We start from the raw sequence: 23,426 nt of genomic DNA, 5'->3' as shown, positions 1-23,426 counted from the left end.
CGCACAACCTGTACGGGTCGTGCCCCGTTATGCAGAAAGTCCACGGTGGCTATGCATGCTGCATCTCAAAAAGGAGATGGAGCATGCCCGGTATCGACGCATCCAGCACCTTCCCCCTCGGGGGCCACCCCGTGAAGCGCCTCGGCTATGGAGCCATGCAGCTCGCGGGACCCGGCGTCTTCGGCCCGCCGAAGGACCCGGACGCGGCCCGTGCCGTGTTGCGCGAGGCCGTGGCCCGCGGGGTGAACCACATCGACACCAGCGACTACTACGGCCCGCACGTCACCAACCAGCTCATCCGCGAGGCGCTCACGCCCTACCCTGACGGCCTCGTCATCGTCACCAAGATTGGCGCCCGGCGCGGCAATGACGGTTCCTGGCTCCCGGCCTTCTCGAAGAAAGAGCTGACGCAGGCCGTGCACGACAACCTGCGCAACCTGGGGCGGGACGTGCTGGACGTGGTCAACCTGCGCTTCATGTTCGACACGCACGGGCCCGCCGAGGGCCCCATCGAAGAGGCCCTCACCGTCCTCGCCGACCTCCAGCGCAAGGGCCTGGTGCGCCACATCGGGCTGAGCAACGTCACCGCCAAACAGGTCGCCGACGGACGGCGCATCGCGGACATCGTCTGCGTGCAGAACCACTACAACCTGGCGCACCGGCACGACGACGCGCTCATCGACTCGCTCGCGAAGGACAAGATCGCCTACGTGCCGTTCTTCCCGCTGGGAGGCTTCAGCCCGCTGCAGTCCTCCACGCTGTCCGCCGTGGCGGCCCGCCTGAACGCGACGCCCATGCAGACCGCGCTGGCGTGGCTGCTGCGCCGCTCGCCCAACATCCTCCTCATCCCTGGCACGTCGTCCGTCGCGCACCTGAAGGAGAACCTGGCCGCGGCCGAGCTCACGCTGCCGGAGGATGCGCTCAAGGAGTTGGAGTCCGTGGCGAGCGCGAACGCCTGACCTCCCGTGGCGCCTCCCGGCCGTGGCGCATCTCCGCCGCGGCCTGGGGCAACCCCAGTCCTGGAGCTCGGCTCAACAGCGCCCCACTGTAAAGGTTTGACGGTGATGGCAACCGAAACGTCCACCACCGAACAGTCGCCCCGAAACCAGACTTCCAGGCGCCAGCCGCAATTGACGAAATCCTTCAGACTGAACGACTGTGATTGCGCATCTCAGTCAGCGTCTTGGAGGACACATCATGAAGAGCAAGCGCCCACTTCGGTTGAGTGTTCTGCTGATAGCAGCCATGGCATTCCCCGGATGCAATGAAGATGCAGCGCCAGTCGAGTTCAACCCCTCATCACTCACCGAAGCGCAACGGTCCCTCCAGCAGATCGATCAACTCTATGAGTCGGATCCCGCGGCTGCCCTGGACGCCGCGCAGCGACTGCGTCCGAAGCTCGACGAGCTCAATCACTTGATTACGCGGGTCGAGACGTCACCGAACCATTACGTTGAGTTCTATGATTTGCAGCCCGGCGGCATCCTCCTCGCGGAGCGCGGACCCGCGGGAGATGGACGCATCCTGAGTGAATCAGGGATTGCCGATCACTCAGCCGTCGAACTCTATCGGCAGTTGACGGGCGGCGCCACGCCGCCAGAAGCCCTGGTCAAGGCCGAGCGCATCGTGACGCCTCCTGATGACGCCCACGTTCTCGCGAGGGACGAGGCGGATCCCAACCTGAAGTCCTCAGGGGCCTTCGCCTTGGATCGCGGTGCGCAGCGGGGGGACGGCCTCGCGTCCGTCACCCAATCCCTGGGGAGCGGCGACGGCGTCGTCTTCAGGGACCAGTACTGCTTCAAGGCCGGGGACTTCTTCAACTGCCTGCCCAACATCACAGGCGACACCTGGGCATCCGCCAATTCCAAATCGTCCTTCACCCGGCTCGCCCCCTACAGGGGAAGCATGAGGATGCAGGTCTCCTATGACAATGCCGTGAAGGGGGCCTGGGCCACGTTCGCCGGAGAAGAGTGGTCGTTCCGGCAATTGAGCGGCACCTACTATCCTTGTCCTGTCTGGCAGGCCTGCGGCACGCAGGAATACTACCTCCGCACGCATCGGTGGGATGTCCTGGACGCGGCGGGCGACGGGTATCACTTCTCGTATGCGTTCAGGAGCAGCTGCTCCTGGATCGGCTGCGACAACCCTCCCTGACCTCGGACAGGGCGGTGAGGAGCCTCAACCTACCGCCTCCAGCAACTTGATGGCCTGCGCCAGGGCCCGCTTGAACGGCCTGTCGTCCTGGCGCTGTCCCTCCAACGCGCGCAGCGCTGGGAGCAACGCCGGGTCTCCCAACGCTCCGGCGGCTTCCACGAACTCCTGTCGGACACGCGAGCGGCGGAGGGCCTTGCGCAGCGACTCCAGCGTTCGCGGATCCTTGCGCTGCGCGAGCAGGAGCACGGCGTCGGCCCGGAGGGCCGGACTCCCGTCGTCCATGCGGCGCACGAGCGCATCCCGGAGCACTGGCGTATCGACCTCCGGGGGCAAGGTCCGGAGGTGGGCCATCGCCAGCCCCCGGACGCCCTCGTCCGGATCATCCAGGAACGGCAGGAGCACGGACAGCGGCTCCTCACCGGACGACTTCAGGAGGCTCAGCATCACCGCGCCCCGGACCTGGGCGGAGGGATGATCCCGGAAGGGGGCAATCGCTGGCGGCACCCGCGCGTCGCCCAGGTGTCCCAGGCCCGCGATGAGCGATGGCAGGATCTGCGCGTCCTGTTCCTCGAGGAGCAGCGGCAGCATCCGGTCCGCGGCGCTCGACCGCACGTCGGAAGGCCGCTCAAGCTGCGCCAGGATGTCGGCGCCCCGGGCGCGCTCCTGGGGGAGGCGCGAGCGCAGCAGCGCGCTGGCGGCGTCAAAGACGGCGTTCCCTCCCCTGCGGTGCAGGGCGTAGATGGCCTCCCAGGCCTCGGAGCTCTCCGGCACGCCCCGCAGCGCCGTGGCCACCAGCGTCTCCACCGTCCGGACATCCGGGTCTGGTTCGTGTGTCACGCTCACTCCAGGGCAGCCGGGAACGCGGGCAGGGCTTTGAAGTCCTCGGGGGCGTGCTCCACGACGAAGGCTCCGTGCGAGTCCTTCACCAGGGCCTCGACCCGGGAGATGGACGCCAGGGTGTCCTCGCGGCTGTCATTGAAGGCCGGCACCCCGTGGTGCTCCCAGTTCTCCCGCGTGTGACAGAGGTCTCCAGACAACACATACGTCCCCGCCTGCCGCAACCGCAGCACCAGCGACTGGTGGCCGGGCGTATGGCCCGGGGTGGGGATGATTCTCACGGTTCCGTCGCCAAACACATCCAGCTCGCCGTCCAGCAGCTGGACCCGGGCCTCGCGCCAGGCGGAGAAGCGGCTGGGGTCCACGCCCGGAGGGGCCGGCGTCCGGGTCGCCCACTCCAGCTCGCGCCGTTGGAGGAGCCACGTCGACGAGGGGAAGACATTGGCATTGCCCGCATGGTCCGCATGCAGGTGGGAGAACCCCACGTAGCTCACGTCCACGGGCGCGAGCCCCAGCTTCTGGAGCTGCGCGGCCAGGGTGGTCTCCAGCCGCAAGCGATTGCCCACCGGGTCTTCCGCTCCAACCGGAAGCCCATCGCTCAATCCCGTGTCCCAGACGAGCGTGCCCCGCGGATGCTGGATGACGAAGCACGGGACGATCAGCTCACCGGGCTTGCCTCCCGGCGGGCTTCCATCCGCGAAGAACCCCATGTCCTTCACGTCGATGTGACCGCAGTCCAACGCGTAGAGACGGAGCGCGGGAACCGGAGACGCGTCTGGCGCCGTCGAACGCACGCACGCGCCCGTGAGCAGCCCCAACAGGAGCACGGCGAGTGGAGTGGAAGGATTTCGCGGCATGTTCACAAGGCCTTCAGGACGGTGTCGACAATCCGCTCCAACCGCGTGGCGTCCTCGGCCGTCTTTCCGAGGACCCTCAAGCCGGTGAGCGTGTTGAGCAGGAGGGCCGCCAGCGCTTCCGCATCCTGGTGGGCAGCCAGCTCTCCCGTGCGCTGCCCTTCCTGGAGGACGGCCAGGAACGCGGCCTCCGTCTGGTCGAACATGCGCGCCGCCAGCTTCGTCGCGGATGCATCCCGACCGGCCAGCTCGATGGCGGTGTTGATGGCCATGCAGCCCCGGCGCTCCGGGTCCGCCAGGTCCATCTCGATGATGGCGAGCATCAACGCCCGCAGCCGCTGCTTCACCGGCCCGGGCCGCTGGAGGAGCGCGAGCAGCTTCACCGCCTCATGGTCCAGGTAGTGGCGCAGCGCGTGCTCGAAGAGGCCGTGCTTGCTCTCGAACGTGTTGTAGAGGCTGCCCCGCCCCAACCCCATCCGCTCGCCCAGCTCCTGCGGCGTCGCCGCCGCGTAGCCCTTCTCCCAGAAGACCTCCATCGCCTTCTCCACGACGGCTTCCGGCTGGAACTTCCGGGGACGTGCCATGGCGGCCTTCTATGGCGTTTTGTACCTACAGGTCAAATACCAGGGTCGCGGAAGAAGGACGCCTGCTGGAAGCGCAGGCCCGCGAGGACCTGTTCGACCCGTGTGTCGGAGAGCGCTCCAATGCGCTCGCCGAGCCGCGACTTCTCCACCGAGGACACCTGCGACACGACCACGACGCTCTGCTTCGCCAGGTGGCCCTCCCCCGCTTCGAGCAGCACGTTGCCGGGCTCGCTCGCCTTCTTCAGGTTGGAGGTGAGCGCGCAGACGATGACGGTGTGGATGCGGGTGCGGTTGAAGACGTCGTCCTGGATGACGAGGTACGGGTGGGCGATGGGCGGCACGGAGCCCCGTGCCTCATCCGGCTCGCACCAGTACAGGTCTCCCCGGCGGATCGTCTTCGGGCCCGTGCTCATGCGCCGGGTTGTGCCACGCCGTGTCGAACCAGGGCAATCCTTCCCAGGGCCGCGCGTTGGTTGTAGGCAGGGCACGCAACCACGCTGCGAGGTCGATCCGCATGAAGGTGTTCCGGGATGGTGAAGGGCACTTGCGCAACGGCTGGAAGGGGCTGGCCTTCCTTCTGCCAACCGTCGCGCTGGTGGGCCTCCTGCTGTGGCTCTGGACGCTGCTGCCCGCATCCGTGAAGCCGTTCGTGCCCCACTCCTTCCTCGCGTTCCTGGGGGTGCTGCTCGGGACGCTTGGCGCCCTGCGTCTCGAACGTCAGCCGCTGGCGTCGCTCGGCATGTCGCTGGACCGGCGCGCGGGCCGTGAGTTCGGCGCGGGGGCCCTGGCCGGCGTGGTGCTGGTGGGACTTGTGGCCCTTTGCGGCTGGGTGGCCGGTGGCTACCACCTGGAGCGCGCCGCGAATACCCAGGTGACAGCGATCGTGAGGATGGCCTTGTTGATGCTGGGCGTGGGCCTCTTCGAGGAGGCGCTGTTCCACGGCTACCTCTTCCAGCGCGCCATCCGGGGCCTGGGCACGCGCTGGGCGCAGGTGGTCATCTCCCTCCTCTTCTGCCTGGCCCACCCCTTCAGCACGGACATGGAGGTCCCCACGCGCGTCGTGGCGATGATCACCACCTTCCTCGCGGGCTGGATGCTGGGCCTGTGTTACCTGCGCACGCGGCACCTGGCGTTGCCGGTGGGCGTGCACATGGGCTGGAACTGGTTCCTGGGCACGATGGGCTTCGGCGTGAGCGGCAAGGAAGCCCGCGGTTGGTGGACGCCCGTCTTCGATGGCCGTCCGGAGTGGCTCACGGGCGGCGCCTACGGCCTGGAGGCGTCCATCTTCTGCGTCACCGTCCTGAGCGTGGCAATCATTGCCCTGACACGCTGGAAGGGTTCCGCCGCGCCGGAGCAGGAGGCACTGCCCCACCCCGGCGAGGCGTCGGCGCTCACGCCCCCACGCTGACGGTCTCCTCGAAGTCACGCTCCCCCGTGACGAGGAGCGTGATGCGGGTCGTCTCACTGCCATTCCATTCGGGCGCGAAGCCATGTTTCCGCCGTGTCTGGGTTGACGAGGTCGATGGACACATGCGCGTGTCCACATCGACGCCCACGTGCGGGAGGTCGTGCAGCACTTCATCCGCGATGGCACGCGCCTGCTTGTACACCGATGTCTCGTCCATCCGCGGAGTGTCAGCCAACCTCAGGGACAGCGGCTAGTTCGTGCTGATTTCGTTCTGGGAAGCCTGGGGGCCACGGGGGCGCCGCATGCCCAGTTCGACCATCGCCTCGTGGGATTGCCTGGCCATCTCGTGCAGCTCAGCCACCGCTTCCTTCCGGCCGTAGGCATCTCCCTCTCCGAGCCACCGGCGCAGGTCCACCGCCAGTTCTCGCGCGGTCTGGTAGCGGGCGTCCGGGCGTGGCTGGAGGAGCTTGCGCAGTGCCAGGCCCAGCCCCTGCGGAAGCGGCTCCGTCAACGCCTCCAGGTCCGCTTGCGTGTAGGTCGCCGCGCGCCAGATTACATCCTCCACACCGGCAGGGCTCCCAGCGAGCCGAGCCCTCCTGACGGCACGGCGGGCCCGCATGCGCTGCCTGACCGAAAGCGAGTCCTTCACCTCTTCGGTCAAGACGTCCGGGGCATCGAGGATGTTCTTCCCTGTCGCCAATTCGAGCAGGACATTGCCGAGCGCGAAGAGGTCCGAACGCGCATCCACACGCCCGGTCAGGAGCATCTCCGGGGAGGAGTAGAACGCATCCCCCTGAGGCTGGCGCACCGTGGACGAAACGCGGCCGGGCAGGTCCGAACGGGCGAGTCCGAAGTCGGAGACCTGCACGTCGCCGTTCCAGTCGACGAAGATGTGCTCAACGTCGAGCGCCCGGTGGACGATGTGGAGGGAGCGCCCCTGCGCGTCCTTCGCCTCGTGGGCATGCTCCAGGGCCTCGGCGACGCGCGCCCCGACATGGAGGGTGAAGAGCGGAGAGAACCGGCGACCGCACTCCCCGGAGAGCGTCAACAGGGTGTTGATGGTGTGTCCCGACGGATGCTCGGTGATGACGTACCAGCACCCCTCCGCCTTGTGCAGCCCTTGGACACGGAGGATGCCCGGATGGTCGAGGTACGTCGCGAGACGCACCTGCTCTTCCAGCTTCGCCCGCGCCCGCTTGATGCGAGGCAGTTCCATCAACTTCGGAACACCCACCGCCTTGAGCAGCACCTTGCCCCGGATGTTGCCCTCCAGCGTGCGGCGCCGGGCCAGCAGGAGACTCAACTCGTGGTGGACCACTCCCAGGTCTTCGCGGAACTCATACTGGACGCCGTCCCTCGTGAAGAGAATCGCCCCGCGTGGAAGCCTGAACTCCCTTTCCGACATGTGTCTTCCTCCTCTTCACGCAGGCATTCCTGCCCCGCGCGTCGCGGGCGACGGTACCCGTGGGCTGGGAAGGAACGGAACGACCCTGGGCGTGCATGTCGGGTTCGAGGAGGAGGGGCGCGAAATCAAGCACCTACCCACTACGTCGTCCCGAACTCCCTCAGGGCCAGCGGTCCACAACGAGCCCGGCACCCCGATTCGACGCCTGCACCCTGCCGCCCTTGAACTCTTCGGCCGTGGTCTCAACCACGAAGCAGATGGGGTACTCCTCCTGCCCCGGCAGCTTCACCCGGTCATACCGGATGACGAGTGTCTCTCCATCCGCACGCCCCATCTTGTCAGAGAGGTAGTACGCCTTGCCGTAGAAGCGTGTCCCCACAGGGGCGACTGAAAGCTGCCGGGGGCTGGAGATGCCTTTCGGGACAACCCCCACCACCTCCGCGCCAGCGGTGAACCACACGAGTCCAAACGCTGCCTGGCGCTCATCGAGTTGAAGGCTGAACACGTCCGCGCCCTTCCAGTGAAGCTGCTCCCGCATGGTTTGATACGCCCCAGCCGGACAGGTGAACGCCTCGGGCCGGATCTGGGCTCCCGGACAACCCGCCGCCAGCGCCGCGACGAGCGACAACGACGCGCACTCCACGACGGCAACAGGCTTCTTCGGCATGCGGGGCGCACGTCCTGGGGACGAGGTTTCGGGTGCTGGGGTCTTCAAGGCGGATCCTTCCTTCGGGGCAGCGGCGACCGCGGGCCCCGGGGCTGTCGCGGACGAAGGGCCAACAGGTGTCATAGCAGGAGGTGTTGTCGTGGGCGGCGCGGAATGGGTGGTGGCGGGAGGAGGGCTTGGGGCTGCGGCGTCGCGCGACCCGGCAGGGACGCTCCTTGACGAGCGCCAAAGGACCGAGGCCATGACGAGCACGACGATACAAACGACGCCTGCGAGCCACCTTCTCGTTCGGCGCGGTCGCTCCACCATGGCCACATGCCGTTTGAGGGATTGCGGCGTGGAGGGCATCCCCAATGCCGCGGGTGTCGGTCCTCCGTGACGCTGTTCAGCGGGCGGATGGGCCGGCACGTCATACTCAGCGGAGCGCGCGTCGCGGAGATCCGCCAACTCGCGGCGCAGCGCCTCGGTGTCGACCGGACGCTTCCTGGGGTCTCGGGCCAGGATGCTCTCCACGAGATCGCTCAACTCCGCTGGAACCCGCGCATTCACCAAGCGGGGTGGCGGCGGTGGGAGGGCAAGACTGTTCAAGTCGAAGCGCGGACGAAACTCCGTCGGTCGCGGGTCCGTCAGCAGCTCATGGAGCATGACACCGACCGCGAAGATCTCATCGGCGACCTGGAAGGCGTAGCGGGCCCGGTGCTCGTCCTTGTGCTCGCGCAGGAACTTGAACTGCTCGGGGGCGCGATAGCGGTCCGTGCCCGGGGGCAAGCCCCCGTCCGTCAGGTCTTCGGCGAGGGTGTAGGTCGCGCAACTGAAGTCGATGATGACGGGCTCGCCGTCGCTCTTGCGGATGAGCACGTTGGACAGCTTCAGGTCCCGATGCAGGATGCCCCGGCCATGCATGTATGACAACGCACCAGAAAGCTTCTCGAAGACTCCGAGGATTTCACGAACGGTCGGGTGCTTGCGCTCCGCCCACTCCGCGAGCGTCCAGCCGTCCACGTAGTCGAGCGCGAGGTAGAGGTTCCCGCTCTCAGCGAGGCCATGTCCTTGCGGCCGGACGATGTTCGGATGGTCCAGCATGAGCAGCGCCGTCAACTCCCGCAGCGTCCGGGCATGGGTCTGCTTGAGGTCGCCGCTGGACTCCCGGTGCTGTGCCATCTTGATGGCACGGTGCCTGCCGTTCTTCTCGCCGAGGAAGACGAACGCGAAGCCTCCGTCGCCAAGTGGCCTGGCCACCTGCCAGCCGTCAATGAGAGACCCAGGTGAAACATGGAGCAGTGTCGCGCTCATTGGGCGTCCTCCGCGGCGGGCTTCGGGAAGCGCACGCCTGGAATCGTGAGATGACGCTCCCCATCCCCGCGCATCTCCAGGGCGAAGACGAGGTCTGCTTCCGTCTCTGGCACTTCCACGACCGCAAGCACCCGCCTTTCATTGCCCGGAAGGATTGCCCCTGGCGTCTCGGTTACGAGCCGCGCCCGCAGGGGCATGCCGACTCGCCCCACGAATGTCGCCTCTCGGGGCGTCCAGGCGGGGCGGTTGGGGTTGTTCGTGATCCTCACGTCCGCCAGAATCCAACCCGTTCCTCGAAAGGCTACGATCAAGTCCCAGTTAAGCCCCTGCGCACCATCGAACTTGCCTTTGCGGCTGGACGTCGTGACGCCCTTCGCGTCCACGTAGCCGAGTAGCACGAAGTCTTCCGGCTTCGGTGCCGGGGCTTGGGCCATGGGCTGGCAGGCCGTGTTCGGCGGCTCCGGGCGTTGCACGTCGATCCGTGAGTCCACTTCGGTCGGATCCGTCACGAGCACGAAGGCGGCTCGCGTCGGCGGATGGCCGTCCGCGAAGAAGACTCCGAGTTCCTGTCGCTCACCGTCGCCGAGATTGGCCACGGGCTGAACGATGATCGACCGCTCGCCCGCATCCAGGACGCGGATCCGGGACTCATCGAAGGTCAGGGTCTTGCGCTGGATCGGTGAGGAGAACAGGAACACGGTCGGCGTGTCCCCTGCGACGTGGACGACGGGCAGCGGTCCGGTGGGCGTGCTGGCGACGGTGACGGGTCGTTCCCGCCTGACGCGCGCACCCGGTGCCTGCTCAGCCCACGCAACAGCTCCCGTGACAAGCGCGAGCGCCAGGGCCAATCTGAACGGTTGGAGCAATGGTGCATGACCTCCCAGATGGGAAGGCTACCATCGCGGACGCCCGCACAGCGGGTCTCTTTCCTACAACCGGAGCCACGTCCCAGGCCCCTTGAGCGAGGTCAAGGCGCTGCGCGTCCGCCGATCCCCGGAAAGCGTTCGTAGGCGCGCTTGAGCGCGTCCAGGTGGACAGGGTTGTCCAGGTCGAGCGGCGTATCCGTGAGCTGTACGATCCACCCACCAGACGCCGCACGCCGCGCCCGTGTGAGCAGTTCGGCGTCACGGGTCGGGTCCGGGAACCCGATGGCCTCCGCGGCAGCAGCCGACCAGTAGTTCAGCCACCCAAGGTAATAGGGAATCTCTGGCGCGCGGATGTGCTCGCGAAGCTTCAGGGCGGGCAACCCCCGGCGTGGGGATGGAGGCCCTTCCAACGTGGGGGCGGTCTGATACGCGATGTCCACCGCAGCCTCGTACGGTGTCGCTCGTCCCCATAGCGCCCGTGCTCCTTCCGACACGCCTTCAAGAACAGCCGCCGCCGACGCGATCACAGGCTCGTCCAGAGGCAGTTTCGCGTGCACCTCAAACTGGGCCTGACCGCCTGGACAGAAGGAACCAGAACTCTCCGTTCCCCAAACCGTTACGGGGTAACTCTCGTCCCCGTTACACACCAATGGGAAGCCACCGTCCTCAATCTTTTCCATGAGCCACGCATCACGCTGCGGCAATGCAATGGGGCGGCCGCTCTTGGAAAGCCGCCATTCCAGCCGCAAACCGGGAAGCGCCCTCTCCATCCCATGAACACTATTGATGACGCGGCGGTCTTTTCCCGTAAGCGCAGGCGCGTAGACGATGAAGGCGAGACGTTTTCGTGTAATCATCGCTCGCACCCCGTGACAACGACTTTCAGGAACTGATTTTCTTGCAACAGCGCATCTCTGTGCGCCTCGGTGCTCACGCCGATGATGAATTCATATCCGCATGCCATCGCAGCTTCTCTCTCCTTACGCAGCTGCTCGACTTCTTTCTTGATCTCCCGATCCCGGACGAAGTCATTGTACAAATCGAATCGATGGGTCTTGATCTCCCACAGCTTGCGCACGCCGACTTGCAACGCATCGAAGCGCACGCCGCCAACGAGCACGTCCATCCCGGGATAACGGTTGGGTGGGAACTTGTCGGCACATTCATTATGCGGGTCGTCCTCGCCCGCGTGGGGTACTGGAACAGGCTCACAACTGGCGCGTCCTGTCCGGTCCACGGGCACAGGCGGCACTGGAGGCTGCTGGTCCTGCCCCGCGGGCTCGGGCTTCAGCTTGGGCTTGCGTTGCGCTTCAGCTTCCCGGGATGCCACCTTCGTTCCTCGTGAGGTCCCTGCTTCCTCGGGGTAGGCGTGCCGCAGCTCATACGCATCCAGCGCCTCCTTGATGGCGACGCCGACCACCACCACACCCAGGACGATCACGGCTCCCACAACAATCTCAGGAGCCACCAGAACGCAGAGCCCGACTCCCATGGCACCAGCGCCAGCGGAGGCGACCGCGCAGCTTCCCGTGGTGTCGTGGAACTCGATCCGGTCATGGTCGAGGGCCTGATAGCACCTCTCCACCAGGACGGGCCAAGGCTGTGACGCTTCGCGAACCACGCACCGCCCATCGTCAGCCCAGGGCAGCTTCGCCGCCCGCTCAAGGTTGGTGAGTCTCTGGCTCCGCGTTCCGCGTGTGCCGGGAGTCGGTGTCGACGTGGCGCACGCCGAAAGGAAGAGGAGGAGTGCGATGCTGGCGCGGAAACGCATGGCCATATCCTCGCAGAAGAATGGAGGGTTTCTGCCCAACGAGCCTGGAGTCTATCAGCGCGTGCTGCCACGGTATGCCTGGCGTGTGCCAATAGAACGCGCAGGACGAGCCATCGCTACCGCACCTCCCAGATGGGAAGGCTGTCATCGCGGACGCCCGCACAGCGGGGCTCTTTCCTACAACCGGAGCCACGTCCCAGGCCCCTTGAGGGAGTTCAAGGCGCTGCGCGTCCGCCTATCTGCGGAAAGCGTTCGTAGGTCCGCTTGAGCGTCTCCAGGTGGGCGGGGTCGTCGTAGGCGAGCGGCACGTCCGTGAGCTGCACAATCCACCCACCTGACGCCGTACGCCGCGCCTGCGTGAGCAACTCGGTGTCGCGAGCAGGATCCGGGAACCCGATGGCCTGCGCTGCGGCGGCAGACCAATAGTTCAGCCACCCAAGGAACCAGGGAATCGCAGGCGTGGGGAGCTTCTCTGGAAGGTTGAGCATGGGAAGCCCGCGGGGTGAACGCTCCGGTCCATGCGGCGAGCGGCGAAACTGCTGCGCGATTTCCGATCCGTATCCGTAAGGCGACGCATGTCCCCAGTGCGCGCGAGAGCCCTCCGCCACAGCCTCAAGCACAGCCGCCGCTGCCGCGATCGCGGGTGCGTCCATTGGTATCTCAGCATGCACGTCAAGTCGGGCTTGTCCGCCCGGACTGAGGCGCCCCGAGCTGCCCCTCCCCGAAATCATCACGGGGTAACTCTCATCTCCGTTGCACAAGAGGGGGAATTTCCCTTCCTGTGTCATTTCCGCGAGCCATGCGTCACGATGCGCCAATGCAATGGGGGGCCCGCTTTCGGGGATTCGCCACGCCAGGCGCAAACCGGGAAGTGCCTTTTCCATCCCATGGATGACATCAAGCGTGCGGCCATCTTTGCCCACGAGTGCGGGCGCGTAGACGATAACGGTGAGGGAATCAGACTGGGTCATCGCTTGCACCCTGTGACGACGACATCCAGTAGGGGAGTCGCTTCGAGCAACGCGTCTTTGTGCGCTTGGGTACTCACCCCAACCACGTAGCCATATCCGCATGCCGCAGCCGCGTCTTGCTCCTTTTCGATCTGCGCCAGCTCCTTCTCGATCTCTCGCCTCCGGATGAATTTATTATATGAGTCGAATTGATGGGTTTTGATCTCCCACAGCACGCGCACGCCGACTTGCAACGCATCGAAGCGCACGCCGCCAACGAGCACGTCCATTCCAGGATAACGATTGGGTGGGAACTTGTCGGCACATTCATTATGCGGGTCGTCCTCGCCCGCGTGGGGTACTGGAACAGGCTCGCAACTGGCGCGTCCTGTCCGGTCCACGGGCACAGGCGGCACTGGAGGCTGCTGGTCCTGCCCCGCGGGCTCGGGCTTCAGCTTGGGCTTGCGTTGCGCTTCAGCTTCCCGGGATGCCACCTTCGTTCCTCGTGAGGTCCCTGCTTCCTCGGGGTAGGCGTGCCGCAGCTCATACGCGTCCAGCGCCTCCTTGATGGCGACGCCGACCACCACCACACCCAGGACGATCACGGCTCCCACAACAATCTCAGGAGCCACCAGAACGCAGAGCCCGACTCCCATGGCACCAGCGCCAGCGGAGGCGACCGCGCAGCTTCCCGTGGTGTCGTGGAACTCGATCCGGTCATGGTCGAGGGCCTGATAGCACCTCTCCACCAGGACGGGCCAAGGCTGTGACGCTTCGCGAACCACGCACCGCCCATCGTCAGCCCAGGGCAGCTTCGCCGCCCGCTCAAGGTTGGTGAGTCTCTGGCTCCGCGTTCCGCGCGTGCCGGGAGTCGGTGTCGACGTGGCGCACGCCGAAAGGAAGAGGAGGAGTGCGATGCTGGCGCGGAAACGCATGGCCATATCCTCGCAGAAGAATGGAGGGTTTCAGCTGCCTTTTCCAACGGCCTGCTAGCGCGTCCGGGGACGCAAGCGCTTCGGGCGCGAGGCTTCCGCTTCGGCCTGCGCAACCAGGTACTCCGCGAACACGGACTCAAGGGTCTTCGCGAACTCACGGATGCGGGGGACCTTGCGCAGGTCCTTGTGCATCGTGAGGTAGAAGCGCAGTGACGGCAGCGGCGTCTCCAGCCGAACCCGCTTCAACTCCGGGTGCTGCTTCTCCGCGCCAATCCCAAGCATGACCAGCCCCATGCCGCCCTTCGCCGCGTGCAGCCGCGCCTCCATCGAATTGGAGCGGAAGGGGAAACGGGAAGCGCCCCGCTGGCTCAACCACTGCGAGGGGCCCTGCCCGCGAGGCGTCTCATCCTCCACGACGAAGTCCTGCCCGCGGTAGTCGTCAGCGCCCAGGAAGCGCTTGGGGAGGGAGCGCGAGAGGTATTCCTCGCTCGCGTAGAGGCCGCTCATGACTTCACCCAACGGCTTGTCGACGAGCACCGGAGAGGAGGACCGTCCACCCCGTACGCCAATGTCAGCCTCGCGCGAGGACAGGTCCACGAACCGCAGCTCCGAAATCACTTCAATCAGCGTCTCCGGATGCAGCCGCCGGAAGCGAGTCGCCGCCTCCGCCGCTCCCGTCAGGAAGCCGTCCGGGAGGGAGATGCGAATCCTGCCCGCATAGGGTGAGCCTCCGCCGCCATCGCGCCGGTGCGCGCGCAGGGACTGCTCGAAGTGGTCCGCCAGCGCGATGAGCTCCAGCGCCTCCTTCTCCAGCCACGCGCCCTGCGAGGTGCGGTGGACCAGCGCGCGCCCCAGGTCCTTCTCCAGCGCCCCGATGCGGCGCGCCACCGTGGACGTCGACAGACCCAGCTTGAGCCCCGCCGCGAGGAAGCTGCCGCCGCGATGCACTTCGAGCAGGACGCGGAGGTCATCCCAGGCAGGCAGTTTGTTTTCCATGAGCAGAAAAGCACTCTAGGTCGCCGGGAGCGCGGGCGTCTTCGGCCGGGTCATCCGCGCGATGACCTTCGCGCTGAGCTCCCGAGAGAAGAACCGGTTGGCGAAGGCCGCGAGCCTGTTGCCCAAACCATGCACCACCGACGAGCGCCCGGCGATGAACGCATCGAGGCCGACCTCCACCACGTCCTCCGGGCGCGCCTTCCTCCCGGGCGAAGCACCCTCCCCCGAACGCTCGAAGAACGGCGTGTCCGTGGCCCCAGGCGACAGGGCGAGGACGCGCACGCCGCGCTCGCGGTACTCCGCCCAGAGCGCCTCGCTGAAGGACAGGACGAAGGCCTTCGTCGCTCCATAGACAGCCATGTACGGCGTCGGCTGGTACGCCGCCATCGAGGCCACGTGGATGACGCCTCCCTGGCGCCGCTCCAGCATGGGCAGGAAGACGTGCGTCAACTCCACCAGCGCATGGACGTTGAGAGCAATCTGCTCCAGCTGGTCCTTCAAGGGCAGCACGTCGAAGCCGCCGTGGAGCCCGAACCCCGCGTTGCTCACCAGGACGTCCACCTCCAGCCCCTTCGCGCGCACCGCTTCGAAGAGCCGCTGGGGCGCGCCCGGAGCCGTCAGGTCCACGGGGAGGACATGCGCGTTGCCCAGCGCCGCCGCGAGCGCCGCCAGCTTCGCCTCGCTCCGGGCCACCAGCACCACCGTGGCCCCCCGCCGTGACAAGCGCCGCGCGAACTCCGCGCCAATGCCCATGGACGCACCGGTCACCAGCACCGTCTTGCCCGCGAAATCAAATCGTTTCATGGGACAAGGATGCGCGCCGGCCACCCCAGCAACAACGGGCAGCGGCGGGCACCTGCTTTCCAGAAATGGAAAGCGGCGCGTTTGCGCTACTCGCGCGACGGAAACGGCGGTCCCGGGCGCGGCGTGTACACGTTGGCGCTCACGGAGCGCGCCGCCGCGGTGATGCCAATCAGGCTCTCCGCGTGCCCCAGGAAGAAGTAGCCCGTCTCCGGCAGCCGCGACAGCAGCCCCTGGATGACGCGCGTCCGGGCCTCCGTGCCGAAGTAGATGAGCACGTTGCGGCAGAAGATGATGTCGAACGGCCCCACCGGCCAGGTGGCGGGCGCGTGCAGGTTCGCGCGGGCGAAGCGCATGAAGTGGCGCAGCTCCGGGCCCGCCGTCATGAGGCCCTCCTGGGTGCGCACGCCCTTCAGCATGTACTTGCGCAGCAGCACCTGCGGGATGGTCCGGGCCCGCTCCATGCTCCAGAGGCCCTCCTCCGCGCGCTTCACCGCCCAGGTGGACAGGTCCGTGGCGACGATCTCCAGGCTCCACCCGGAGCCCTTGGGGAACGCCTCCAGCAGCTCCATCGCCAGCGAGTACGGCTCCTCGCCCGTGGAGCACCCGGCGCTCCAGACGCGGATGCTCCGGGGCCGCCGGCCCTGCGCCGCCTGGGCCGCCCACTCCGGGAAGACGTGCTCACGCAGCAGGTCGAAGTGCCGGGGCTCGCGGAAGAAGGACGTCTCGTGGGTGCAGAGGCTGTCCAGCATCCGCACCTTCTCCGCCTCGTTCCCCCGCGCGGTGACGTACGCGTGGTAGGCGGCGAAGGACGGCAGCCCCAGCTCCCGCAGCCGCCGCGACAGCCGGTTCGCCACCAGCGCGTTCTTGGCCGCGGACAGGTGGATGCCCGCCTCCGTCTCCACCAGATGCTGGAACAGCGCCAGCTCCGTGCGCGACAGCGCCGGAGGCAGCGCGGACGGCCAGAGCGCGTCCTCGCTCATCCCCTCACCCGTTGCCCGATGCTTCCGGAGCAGGGGCCGGAGCCGCCGGGGCCAGTGCCGCCGGGGCCGCGGCCTCGTCGGTGGCGGCCGTCAGCCGGAGCAGCTCCTCCAGCGACAGGACCCGGTCCAGGTCCAGCAGCAGGATGAACGTGTCGTTGTGGCGGCCCATGCCCCGGAGGAACTCCAGCCGCACGCGCGTGCCGAAGGCGGGGGGCGGTTCGATGTCCGAGGGGCCCAGCTCCAGCACCTCGCGCACCGTGTCCGTGAGCAGCCCCAACACCGTCGGCTGGCCGTCGAGCACCACCTCCACGATGACGAAGCAGGACCAGCGCGTGATGGGCCGGGGCGGCAGCCCGAACTTCACCGCCAGGTCCACGACCGGCACCACGCTGCCACGCAGGTTGATGACTCCCTGCACGGCCGCGGGCATCCCCGGCACGCGCGTGACGGGGCGGTGTTCGATGATCTCCCGCACCCGCAGGAGGCCCACGGCGTACTCGTCGCCCGCGAGCATGAAGCTCAGGTAGCTGGACCTGCCGCTGCCCGGTTCGGTGGACTGGCTCATGGTGCGCGCCCCTTCCTAGAACCGCTGGAAGTCATGGGGGGCCGGCGCTTCCGCGCCGTTCTGGAGCCGGGACAGGGCCCCGTTCGTGGACGTGGCCAGCGGCCCCTGCGCCGCCGCCTGGAGGCCCCGGACGGGCGAGGCCGGCAACCGGGTCGCCATGGGGCGATGCTGCGTGGAGGAGGCGTTGAAGTTCATGCCCTCCACCAGCCGGAAGAAGTTCATCATCTGCAGCAGCGACTCCGCCTGGGTGGCCATCTCCTCCGCGGTGGAGGACAGCTCCTCCGCGGCGGACGCGTTGCGCTGCGTGACTTGATCCACCTGCGTCATGGCGCGGTTCATCTGCGACACGCCAATGGACTGCTCGCGCGAGGCGTTGGCCACCTGCTGCACCAGCTCCGACGTGCGGCGGATGGCGGGCACCAGCTCCGACAGCAGCTGGCCGCTGCGCTCGGCGACCTTCACGCTGGAGGTGGCCAGGCTGCCAATCTCCTTCGCGGCCTTCTGGCTGCGCTCCGCCAGCTTGCGCACCTCCGTGGCGACGACGGAGAAGCCCCGGCCGTGCTCCCCGGCGCGCGCGGCCTCCACTGCGGCGTTCAGCGCGAGCAGGTTCGTCTGGTACGCAATCTCCTCCACGATGTCGATGCGCTCCGCGATGGCGTTCATCGCCTCCACGGTCTCCTTCACCGCGCGGCCGCTCTCCTCCGCGTCGCGGGCGCCCTTGAGGGCCGTCTGCTCCATCTCCCGGCTGTTCTCCGAGTTCTGGCGGATGCTGACGTTGAGCTGCTCCAGGCTGGCGGTGGTCTCCTCCACGGAGGCCGCCTGGGAGCTGGTGCCCTGCGACAGCCCCTGCGCGGCGGACGCCACCTGGAGGGACGCGGACGACAGCGAGCCCGCGGCGCCGCGCACCTCGCTGATGACGCCCGACAGCCGTTGGATCATCTCCCGCATGCTGCCCATCATCCGGCCCGTCTCATCCGTGCCCCGGGCGACGATGTTCGCGGTGAGGTCGCCCGCCGTCACCTGCGACGTCACCTGCACGGCCTCCGTCAGCGGCTGCACGATGCTGCGGGTGAGGAAGTAGGACAGCAGGGCCGCGAGCACCACGCCCAGGACGCCCCCCATGATGATCATGTTGTACAGGTCCACCACCATGCCCGCGGTGCGGGTGGTGCGCTCCTGGAGCAGGGCCGTCTCGTCGTCCCCCAGCTTGCTGAGCAGCATGCGGATGCGGTCCACGGTCTGCTTGCCGCGCGCGGACTGCTCCACCGCGACCAGCTGGGCCAGCTCCCCGCGGCCCGCGTTGATCTCGCGGCGCTGGGCGATGAGGGGCTCCAGGTGCTGGGAAATCCACTGCTGCAACAGGTCGCGGATCTCCTGCTGGCGCTCCTGCTGGCGGTGGTCGCTCTGGGTGAGCTGGCGGATGTTGTCCAGGCTCTGCGACACGCCCAACCGGGCCAGGTTGTAGGGCTCCAGGAACTTGTCGTCGCCGGTGATGAGGAAGCCGCGCTGCCCCGTCTCCAGGTCGGCCATGTCACCCTCCAGGGTGCGCACGGCGATCAGCACCTTGTGGCTCTCCGTATCGCCCTCGGCGGTGACGGAGACCTTGAGGATGGTCGTGTACACCACCACGACCAGCGCGATGATGATGGCGACCATCGCGCTGAAGGCGAGCGTCAGCTTCGCCGTGATGCTCAGGTTGTTGAACATGATGACTCCGGAAACAGAGACTGACCGCTACGGCGCCCGAGTGGCGTTCGCGGGAGAAGGGGTTGCCAGGGGGGAGGGAGGACTGAGCGCGGCCTCGGAGGCGTGGAGGATGGCCCTGCGCACCAGCGCGGGCGTGTCCAGCAGCAGCCCCACCCGGCCGTCGCCCAGGATGGTGGAGCCGGAGATGCCGGGGATGCCCTGGAAGAGGCGCCCCAGGGGCCGGATGACCCGCTGACCCTCGCCCTGGAGCTCATCCACCGCCAGGCCGATGACGCCGTCCGGGTGCTTCAGGACGACCACGTTCTCCCGGGCCGGCGTGCTCCCGCCCAGGGAGAACACCTGGCGCAGCCGCAGGAACGGCAGCGGCTGGCCTCGCAGGGACAGCACACCGGACGCATCCAAGGTGCGCTCGTGGGCGGGGACCTCCATGCACTCCTGCACGCCCTCGATGGGGACCACGTACACCTGGTCTCCCACGCCCATGGCGAAGCCCTGGATGACGGCGAGCGTGAGCGGCAGCCGCAGCGTCAACGTGGTGCCCTGCCCCTCCTGGCTCTGGATGGACACGGAGCCGCGCAGGGCCTCGATGTCCCGGCGCACCACGTCCATGCCCACGCCGCGGCCGGACAGCTCCGTCACCTCGGTGGCCGTGGAGAAGCCGGGCTCGAAGATGAGGCGCAACAGCTCGTCGTCGCGCAACCGCTCGGGCGCCGCCACCAGCCCCTTCTGCCGGGCGCGCTCGCGCACCCGTTCGCGCTGGATGCCCCGGCCGTCGTCGGCCAGCTCCACCACGACGCTGCCGGCGTCATGGTAGGCCTTGAGCCGCAGGCGGCCCCGGGGGTCCTTGCCCGCGACGCGCCGCTCGTCCGGCGTCTCGATGCCGTGGTCCAGCGCGTTGCGCAGCAGGTGGAGCAGCGGGTCGCGCAGCGCGTCCAGCACCGCGGTGTCCAGCGTGGCGTCCTCGCCCTCCAGCTCCAGCTGGGCCAGCTTCTGCTGGGAGCGGGCCAGGTCGCGCACGGTGCGCAGGTGCTGACGGAACAGCGGCCCCACCGGGACCATCCGCACCTTCATCACCTCTTCCTGGAGCGCCTCGAAGAGCGGGTCCATCTCCCGCTGCTGGTTGAGCGCGTCCTCCCAGCTGGCCCCGGACTCCTCCGCGCGCGACAGGAACTGCGCCATCCGCCCGCGCGCCACGGACAGCTCCGCGGTGAGCGTGACGATGCGGTCCAGGCGCTCCATGTCCATGCGCACGCGGGTCCGCGTCGTGCCCCGCGCCTCCGGCAGGCGCGGCAGCGCGGCGGGAACTGGCAGCGCCTCCGTGGGCGCCCCCGCGACGATGCCCTCGCGCAGCAGGGAGAGGTGGGCCTGGTGCACCGCGCCCAGCGAGTCCACGCCCGCGAGCGACGCCTGGCACAGCTCGCGGAGGTGATCCACCGCGCCGAGCAGCAACGACACCCGCGTCTCATCCAGCGTGAGGCGCCCGTCGAGCAGGGCCTGGAGGAGGTCCTCGACGCCGTGCGTGTAGTCCGTGACGGCCTGGAAGCCGAGCGACGCCGCCGCGCCCTTGAGCGTGTGGGCACCCCGCAGGATGCCCGGGAGCAGCCCATCCGCCGGAGAGACCTCCAGCGCGATGAGGTTCTCTTCCATGGAGGAGACCAACCCCTCCGCTTCATCCGCGAAGACGGCCAGCACCTTCTGCCACTCCGCGGCGGTCTCCGACGGTATGTCCCCCGGGCCTGTCGTCACCTCGCGCCCCAGGGGCGAAGGGAGACCGGCACACGTAGTGGGATGGGTGGAGGGATTCTCAAGAACACGGACTGGCGCCCCCCTTCCTCGACATGCAAGGCATTGCCATGAAGGTGGGCCGACCTCCACGACGAGGAATGTTTCAAGAAGTCAACAGTAGCAAATCAATAAAAATTGAACAACCTCGGCGGTGATTTCACTCGGGGTTTGTATCGGCGGGAAAGCGAGGCCCGCCCGAGGGACAAGACTTCCCAGGTCGTGTGTCGGCCACGTCTCCCCCAGGCCGCGCCGCACCTGTCTTGAGTTACATGTTTCAATCCCATCCACGCCCAACACGCTGCGTCTCGTACGTTCGTCCAAGACATCTCACTCACACTCCGGGGTGATGCGGACTCCCTGGGGCCTGCGCGACGCTCCCTCAAGCACACGAAGCCCAGGCAAAGGAGCCACATGCCCAGCGTCATCGTGGTGGGAGGGGGCGTCGCGGGACTGACGGTCGCGCACGAGCTGGTGGAGCGCGGCTTCGAGGTCCATGTCTTCGACACGCGGACGACCTGGGGCGGCAAGGCCCGCTCGCAGCCGGTGGCGGGCACGGGGACGAACGGGCGGCGCGACCTGCCGGGCGAGCACGGCTTCCGCTTCTACCCACGCTTCTACCGCCACGTCATCGACATGATGCAGCGCACGCCCGCCGTCCCCGGCGCGGCCACGCCCACCGTGGAGCAGCACCTCAAGGCCACCACGGAGAGCGCCATCGCGCTCATCGACGAGGACACGTGGTACCGCTTCTCCCGCCGCAAGCTGGACAAGCCCTATGACGTCCTGGAGGCGCTGGAGCTGTTCTTCCAGAAACTGGACTTCGACAAGGCCGACAGCAGCCTCTACAGCCTCAAGATCCTCCAATTCCTCTCATCCAGCGAGGCCCGCCGGTTCGGCCAGTACGAGCGGATGTCCTGGTGGGACTTCGCGCAGGGGGACCTGTACTCGCCGAAGTTCCAGCGGCAGCTGCGGGCGGTGCCGCGCACGATGGTGGCCATGGATCCCCAGCGCGGGTCCGCGCGGACGATTGGCGCCATCTCCATGCAGCTCATCCTCGACTTCGCCCAGAGCGGGGTGAACAACGACCGGACGATGGGCGGCCCCACGAGCCAGCTGTGGCTCGAGCCCTGGATTGCCCACCTGCGCGGACTGGGCGTGCAATTCCACGCGGGCGTCCCCTGTACCGGGCTCGACGTCGCGGGCGGGCGCATCGCCGGGGTCCGCTTCGCCAACAACGAGTCCCGCACGGCCGACCACTACGTGCTCGCGGTGCCGCTGGAGGCGGCGCATGCGCTGATGACTCCGGAGCTGGCCGCGTTGGACCCGGCGCTGGCGCGGCTGCGCGCGGCGGACGTGGAGCAGCTGGTGTCCTGGATGGTGGGCATCCAGTTCTTCCTCTACGAGGACGTGCCGCTGGTCCGCGGCCACACCTTCTATCCGGACTCCCCGTGGGCGCTGACGTCCATCTCGCAGCCGCAGTTCTGGCGCGAGCTGGGGCTGTTCCGGCGCGTGTTCGGAGATGGGCAGGTGGGCGGGCTGCTGTCCATTGATGTCTCGGATTGGAATACGCCCGGCACGTTCGTTCCGAAGCGCGCGAAGGACTGCACGCCGGAGGAGATAAAAACGGAGGTCTGGGGACAGCTCAAGGCGGCGCTCAACGGGCTGGACCCGGACGAGCAGGTGCTGACCGACGAGCTCCTGCACTCCTTCCACCTGGACGCGGACCTGGACTACGGCGGCGGGCTGCCGCCGCGCAACGCGTCCGGCCTGCTGGTCCATCCGCCCGGCTCCTGGAACGTGCGTCCGGAGGCCGCGAGCGTCATTCCCAATCTCTGTCTCGCGGGGGACTACGTCCGCACGCACACGGACCTGGCCTCCATGGAAGGGGCATGCGAGGCGGGCCGCCGCGCGGTCAATGCCATCCTCGACCGGACGCAGTCCCAGTCCAGCCGCGCGCTCATCTGGCCCCTGGAGGAGCCGGCGTGGGTGGAGCCGTGGAAGCGCCTGGACGCGGCGCTGTATCAACGCGGACGCCCGCACCTGTTCGAGCTGCTGGGCCTGCGCACCGCGGTCCAGGCCTCGGACGTGCTGCGCCGGTTCGCGGCGCTCACGGGCCTTACAGACGTGGATGACTGGTTGGACCAGTTCCGCGTCTCCAGCGTGGTGGACGCGCTGCTGGAGCGGCTGGGCATCGACTGACTACTGGAGCGAGGGCTGCTCCTGTTCCTCCTTGCTGGCCTTGGCGTAGTCCTCCGCGCCGGTGAAGTCGACGACCCGGCAGGGCTCATCGCCCACGACCCAGGCGTCGTGGCCTGACGGGATGAAGGCGACGTCGCCCGGCGCCAGGTCCAGCTCCTGACCGTCATTCATCTGGACGTGCATCCGCCCGGACAGGACGCTGAGGGTGTGGACGACGTCGCAGGACTCCGTGCCCGCGATGGGTTTCACGTGCTCCGACCAGCGCCAGCCGGGTTCGAAGTAGCCACGGCCAATGCTGAGCGCTCCCATGTTCAAGACGATGGCCTCTCCGTGCGACACGAAGGGCCGGCGCTCGTCCGCCTCGTTGGCCTTCTTGATGATGGCGCGTGCCATGGTGCAATCCCTCGCGGTGAATGGGTCCCAAGGGAAAGCTGGGGGCTCCGCGCGCCGGAGGAAAGGGTTCGGGCGCGGACGCGGGCGGTGGACCGGGGCACGGGGTGTAGCGCCCGTCCCCACCTCCGTACCTTCGTGCCGCAATCCGGTCCCGAGGGAATCAAGCCATGCGCCCAACGTCGCGCCTTGCCCTGTGGGCATGTCTGGTCATCGCGCAGGGATGCCGCTCGCATCACGAGCCGCCTCCCGCGCCTCCCCCTGTCTCTTATACAC

23 protein-coding genes are annotated in these 23,426 nt (G+C 67.7%); 4 read left to right on the top strand and 19 right to left on the bottom strand.

Annotated features, from left to right (window positions below):
* Positions 1 to 83: 83 nt before the first annotated feature.
* Both D7X99_RS13740 and D7X99_RS13735 read left to right on the top strand, forming a co-directional pair.
* Positions 84 to 959 carry an aldo/keto reductase family oxidoreductase gene (locus tag D7X99_RS13740; protein ID WP_121778202.1) on the top strand — a complete coding sequence of 292 codons (876 nt, stop codon included), beginning with the start codon at positions 84 to 86 and terminating at the stop codon, positions 957 to 959.
* A 238-nt stretch (positions 960 to 1,197) separates the two neighbouring features.
* A complete protein-coding gene (locus D7X99_RS13735; protein ID WP_121778201.1) occupies positions 1,198 to 2,154 on the top strand; it encodes a hypothetical protein in 957 nt (318 codons plus the stop codon).
* 24 nt (positions 2,155 to 2,178) lie between these two features.
* Here D7X99_RS13735 and D7X99_RS13730 read toward each other — a convergent pair whose 3' ends face one another.
* The 4 genes from D7X99_RS13730 to D7X99_RS13715 are packed head-to-tail and all read right to left on the bottom strand — an operon-like array spanning position 2,179 to position 4,842.
* A complete protein-coding gene (locus D7X99_RS13730) occupies positions 2,179 to 2,991 on the bottom strand; it encodes a HEAT repeat domain-containing protein (protein WP_121778200.1) in 813 nt (270 codons plus the stop codon).
* 2 nt (positions 2,992 to 2,993) lie between these two features.
* Positions 2,994 to 3,848 carry an N-acyl homoserine lactonase family protein gene (locus D7X99_RS13725; RefSeq protein WP_121778199.1) on the bottom strand — a complete coding sequence of 285 codons (855 nt, stop codon included), beginning with the start codon at positions 3,846 to 3,848 and terminating at the stop codon, positions 2,994 to 2,996.
* 2 nt (positions 3,849 to 3,850) lie between these two features.
* The gene (locus D7X99_RS13720) at positions 3,851 to 4,429 is read right to left on the bottom strand and encodes a TetR/AcrR family transcriptional regulator (protein ID WP_121778198.1); all 579 of its coding nucleotides are present in this window, start codon (positions 4,427 to 4,429) and stop codon (positions 3,851 to 3,853) included.
* 32 nt (positions 4,430 to 4,461) lie between these two features.
* The gene (locus tag D7X99_RS13715) at positions 4,462 to 4,842 is read right to left on the bottom strand and encodes a type II toxin-antitoxin system PemK/MazF family toxin (protein ID WP_121778197.1); all 381 of its coding nucleotides are present in this window, start codon (positions 4,840 to 4,842) and stop codon (positions 4,462 to 4,464) included.
* A 101-nt stretch (positions 4,843 to 4,943) separates the two neighbouring features.
* Here D7X99_RS13715 and D7X99_RS13710 point away from each other — a divergent pair, with 101 nt between their 5' ends.
* Entirely contained in the window at positions 4,944 to 5,837 is an 894-nt protein-coding gene (locus D7X99_RS13710) for a CPBP family intramembrane glutamic endopeptidase (protein WP_121778196.1), read from the top strand.
* Here the strand turns inward: D7X99_RS13710 and D7X99_RS13705 are convergent.
* The 14 genes from D7X99_RS13705 to D7X99_RS13640 form a co-directional block, all read right to left on the bottom strand.
* Positions 5,821 to 6,054, bottom strand: a complete 234-nt coding sequence (locus D7X99_RS13705) for a hypothetical protein (protein ID WP_121778195.1) — start codon at positions 6,052 to 6,054, stop codon at positions 5,821 to 5,823. The two genes, D7X99_RS13710 and D7X99_RS13705, sit on opposite strands and share 17 nt — an antisense overlap.
* 33 nt (positions 6,055 to 6,087) lie before the next feature.
* On the bottom strand, positions 6,088 to 7,242 hold the full coding sequence (locus D7X99_RS13700; protein ID WP_121778194.1) for a protein kinase: 1,155 nt from the start codon (positions 7,240 to 7,242) through the stop codon (positions 6,088 to 6,090).
* Between the two features lie 160 nt (positions 7,243 to 7,402).
* Positions 7,403 to 9,202: a serine/threonine-protein kinase gene (locus D7X99_RS13695; protein WP_121778193.1), complete on the bottom strand. Its 1,800-nt coding sequence runs from the start codon at positions 9,200 to 9,202 to the stop codon at positions 7,403 to 7,405.
* The gene (locus D7X99_RS13690) at positions 9,199 to 10,068 is read right to left on the bottom strand and encodes a DUF2381 family protein (protein ID WP_121778192.1); all 870 of its coding nucleotides are present in this window, start codon (positions 10,066 to 10,068) and stop codon (positions 9,199 to 9,201) included. The genes D7X99_RS13695 and D7X99_RS13690 overlap by 4 nt, the downstream gene beginning before the upstream one ends.
* 101 nt (positions 10,069 to 10,169) lie before the next feature.
* Positions 10,170 to 10,925, bottom strand: a complete 756-nt coding sequence (locus tag D7X99_RS13685) for a DUF5953 family protein (protein WP_121778191.1) — start codon at positions 10,923 to 10,925, stop codon at positions 10,170 to 10,172.
* Positions 10,922 to 11,845 (bottom strand): DUF6310 domain-containing protein, encoded by a 924-nt coding sequence (locus tag D7X99_RS13680; protein WP_121778190.1) that lies wholly within the window; start codon positions 11,843 to 11,845, stop codon positions 10,922 to 10,924. Before D7X99_RS13680 ends, D7X99_RS13685 begins: the two co-directional genes overlap by 4 nt.
* A gap of 209 nt (positions 11,846 to 12,054) precedes the next feature.
* Positions 12,055 to 12,810 carry a DUF5953 family protein gene (locus D7X99_RS13675; RefSeq protein WP_121778225.1) on the bottom strand — a complete coding sequence of 252 codons (756 nt, stop codon included), beginning with the start codon at positions 12,808 to 12,810 and terminating at the stop codon, positions 12,055 to 12,057.
* Complete coding sequence (locus D7X99_RS13670) at positions 12,807 to 13,730, bottom strand: DUF6310 domain-containing protein (RefSeq protein WP_121778189.1); 924 nt, start codon at positions 13,728 to 13,730, stop codon at positions 12,807 to 12,809. Before D7X99_RS13670 ends, D7X99_RS13675 begins: the two co-directional genes overlap by 4 nt.
* Positions 13,731 to 13,778: 48 nt before the next feature.
* Positions 13,779 to 14,720, bottom strand: coding sequence for a LysR family transcriptional regulator (locus D7X99_RS13665; RefSeq protein ID WP_121778188.1), 942 nt, complete (start codon positions 14,718 to 14,720; stop codon positions 13,779 to 13,781).
* Positions 14,721 to 14,735: 15 nt separating this feature from the next.
* Positions 14,736 to 15,524, bottom strand: a complete 789-nt coding sequence (locus D7X99_RS13660) for an SDR family oxidoreductase (protein ID WP_121778224.1) — start codon at positions 15,522 to 15,524, stop codon at positions 14,736 to 14,738.
* 86 nt (positions 15,525 to 15,610) lie between these two features.
* A complete protein-coding gene (locus tag D7X99_RS13655; RefSeq protein WP_121778187.1) occupies positions 15,611 to 16,504 on the bottom strand; it encodes a protein-glutamate O-methyltransferase CheR in 894 nt (297 codons plus the stop codon).
* 4 nt (positions 16,505 to 16,508) lie between these two features.
* Entirely contained in the window at positions 16,509 to 17,069 is a 561-nt protein-coding gene (locus D7X99_RS13650) for a chemotaxis protein CheW (RefSeq protein WP_121778186.1), read from the bottom strand.
* Between the two features lie 15 nt (positions 17,070 to 17,084).
* A complete protein-coding gene (locus tag D7X99_RS13645; protein WP_121778185.1) occupies positions 17,085 to 18,776 on the bottom strand; it encodes a methyl-accepting chemotaxis protein in 1,692 nt (563 codons plus the stop codon).
* Between the two features lie 27 nt (positions 18,777 to 18,803).
* Positions 18,804 to 20,522: a chemotaxis protein CheA gene (locus D7X99_RS13640; protein WP_121778184.1), complete on the bottom strand. Its 1,719-nt coding sequence runs from the start codon at positions 20,520 to 20,522 to the stop codon at positions 18,804 to 18,806.
* A 450-nt stretch (positions 20,523 to 20,972) separates the two neighbouring features.
* Between D7X99_RS13640 and D7X99_RS13635 the strand changes: the two genes are divergently transcribed.
* Positions 20,973 to 22,760 (top strand): FAD-dependent oxidoreductase, encoded by a 1,788-nt coding sequence (locus D7X99_RS13635; protein ID WP_121778183.1) that lies wholly within the window; start codon positions 20,973 to 20,975, stop codon positions 22,758 to 22,760.
* Here the strand turns inward: D7X99_RS13635 and D7X99_RS13630 are convergent, their stop codons facing one another.
* Positions 22,761 to 23,153 carry a cupin domain-containing protein gene (locus tag D7X99_RS13630; RefSeq protein WP_121778182.1) on the bottom strand — a complete coding sequence of 131 codons (393 nt, stop codon included), beginning with the start codon at positions 23,151 to 23,153 and terminating at the stop codon, positions 22,761 to 22,763.
* Positions 23,154 to 23,426: the final 273 nt, after the last annotated feature.

Source organism: Corallococcus sp. AB032C, from assembly GCF_003668935.1.
In the GTDB taxonomy this organism is placed as follows: Bacteria; Myxococcota; Myxococcia; order Myxococcales; family Myxococcaceae; genus Corallococcus; species Corallococcus exiguus.
The sequence above is the reverse complement of the archived record's forward strand: the minus strand, read 5'-3'. Positions and strand labels throughout refer to the sequence as shown.